A 2662-nucleotide genomic window follows, 5' to 3' on the forward strand; every position below is an offset into this window, starting at 1 on the left:
CAGAGAGGCGATCTGTGCCATAATCTTATCGCGGTTGGTTTCTCCGAGCGGTAGCAAACCTTTTTCAATCAAACCTGTCTGCTGCACAAGCGGTTCGTACATGCGGACAAAAGCTTCCTTAGCCCCGGAAAACTGATCCTGCATTCCAAGCTGATCTTGAGTGGCGATCCATTGCTTTTTCCGTTCCTCAAGTCCGTCTCTAACTTGACCAAAACTCAATTCATACTTAAGCATATGCTTCTCCACGCCTGGCTCTACCAACGTAAAAGACATTCGTGGCAGCAGTATCGGCATCTGCATCTCCAACACCCCGAAAGCATCCCGTGTAATCGCCCAGTAAGCAATCTCTCCTAGACCCAGCACAGATGCCAACACCGGAAACAGTGAATCCTGCATTAGAGGACGAGTTAGCACATTGTTACTAAAACGTTCGGGATGTCTATCTATCTCTTCAAGCAGTTCATCCACAGTAAACACCACCAGACCGTGTCGATCCGTGAATAGTCCAGCTTTTTTGAAAAGCAGCAAGCGTTCATCTTCATGGATATAAAAGAGATTCGCGCCACCTTCATGCACATCGGCTTGTAAATGATATCCATAATCTACGATCCGCGCAGCAGTCGTCCGGTAAGCCTGCTCCAACTCATCATTGTGCTGAACCAGTTGCTTAAAAACGGATGCTTCCAGCTTGCGTAGCGAAGGATCTGCTGAATCCAAGAGTACTAATCCATAGGTGCCGAACAAAAGGCCCAGCAACTTGGCAAAGGCTTCACTCAGTCCATATGAATCCGTTAGCCCGTTCTCAATCATGCGCATTATTTCAGCCTTATGTTCTGAATCTGGCAAGCTTTGCTCTATATCCGCTATCGCTTGCTTCCACTCAACAGCCTCAACTTTAATGGCACTAACCGAAGAACGGCGTTCAGGTTGCTTATTCAGCTTGATTTTGACGGCTTGTGGGTCATTTGCCATTACGTATGTATGATTGACCTCGTCCCAGTCATGATCTTCGCCAGCAATCCAGAAGACGGGAATAACCGGACGTCCAAGCCGTTCCTCAGCTTCTCTCGCCGCCTTAATTAGGGTAGCAGCTTTGTAAATGACCAGCATCGGACCTGTGAACAATCCGCTTTGCTGCCCGCCAGCTACTACTAAGGCATCTGGACTTTCCAGACGGTCCAATGAAGCACGAACCGCCTCATACGAATTGTATTTCTCATTGTATATACGAAGACATGCTACGATATCCTTACGGTTTAATCGCAGATGCCCCGTCTTATCCAGCCACTTCGCCCGTTGGGCATAAGCATCGGCGTGCAGCACATTATATTCATACAAGTCGCTTGCGCGTCCTGTACCCTGTATATAATCTTCTGCCAAAGCCGACCCTCCGCGAAGCGTTTCCGGAATTATCTTCATGGGTCTGCCTCCTGTCTCCACCAAAACCTTACTGCTTGATTGTACCGAAAGCCCATGTCCACGTCAAAGCTTCCTACAAAAAAAACCGCCGAATAACTCGGCGGTTGGTGCATAAAACAAGATCAGGCGTAAGGCTCAGCTACAAAATGTCCTTTAGACACTTCGATGAGCGTGGCATTTTCCAGGTTATAAGCCCCTGTCTTGCTGCCAGATGCATCATGAATCGGGCCTGCTTGGTCGCCTGGCATAATAATCCGTTTTTTGTTGGCTTCTACTTCTGGATCAGGAAGTGGGATCGCCGACAAAAGCATTTTCGTATAAGGATGGATCGGATTTGCATACAATTCAGCACTTTCTGCAAGCTCGACCATTCTACCCATATACATTACAGCTACCCGATCACTGATGTGCTTGACCATCGACAGATCATGCGCAATGAACAGGTATGTCAGACCCAAACGTTCTTGAAGCTCTTTTAACAGGTTGACAACCTGAGCCTGAATAGATACGTCAAGAGCTGAAATCGGCTCATCACAAATGATGAATTTAGGATTAACTGCTAGTGCGCGTGCAATACCGATCCGTTGACGTTGACCACCAGAAAACTCATGCGGATAGCGTGTTGCATGGTCAGGGTTCAAACCAACCAGATCAAGTAACTCTTCAATCCGTTTCTTACGTTCTGCACGGCTACCCGCCATGTTGTGAATATCCAGTGCCTCACCAATAATATCAGAAACGGTAAAACGCGGGTTCAATGATGCATACGGATCTTGAAAGATCATCTGCATATCACGGCGCATTGCTTTCATTTTACTTGGTGATAATTTGTAAATATCCGTACCGTTAAAACGCACGCTACCTGCTGTAGGTTCATACAAGCGCAAAATCGTACGACCCGCTGTAGACTTACCACAGCCGGATTCGCCAACCATACCCAGCGTTTCACCCTCGCGAATATAGAAATTCAGGTTGTCCACCGCTTTGAGCACACGGTTTTTGCCAACATTAAAATACTTTTTAAGACCTTCAACCTCAATTAAATTGTTGCTACTCACCATGATCTCACCTCCTATTTCTTCAACTTCGGATCAAGCGCATCACGCAAGCCGTCGCCAAAAAGGTTGAACGCAAGCATAATCAAACTGATCAAACCTGCTGGGAAAAGCATCCGCCACGGGTAATACATCCACCCGGTCAGAGCCGATTCAATCATTGAACCCAGCGACGCCTGAGGAGCCTG

2 protein-coding genes and 1 pseudogene are annotated in these 2662 nt (G+C 47.3%); all 3 read right to left on the reverse strand.

The annotated features are described in order from the left end of the window. The coding region (bshC, locus tag GRP75_RS23845; RefSeq protein ID WP_160790555.1) for a bacillithiol biosynthesis cysteine-adding enzyme BshC at window positions 1–1419 on the reverse strand (1419 nt) is incomplete at its 3' end. Window positions 1420–1541: 122 nt separating this feature from the next. Further along, window positions 1542–2480 (reverse strand): ABC transporter ATP-binding protein, encoded by a 939-nt coding sequence (locus GRP75_RS23850; protein WP_013311102.1) that lies wholly within the window; start codon window positions 2478–2480, stop codon window positions 1542–1544. Window positions 2481–2491: 11 nt separating this feature from the next. Next, window positions 2492–2662: pseudogene (locus GRP75_RS23855) on the reverse strand (ABC transporter permease); the annotation flags it as partial.

The sequence above is a fragment of the Paenibacillus sp. OT2-17 genome (genome assembly GCF_009827695.1).
GTDB classification, from domain to species: Bacteria; Bacillota; Bacilli; order Paenibacillales; family Paenibacillaceae; genus Paenibacillus; species Paenibacillus polymyxa_B.

Bases quoted from the DNA above. Each gene is read 5' to 3' on its own strand.
- GRP75_RS23850 (WP_013311102.1), bottom strand. From the start codon at position 2,480: ATGGTGAGTAGCAACAATTTAATTGAGGTTGAAGGTCTTAAAAAGTAT.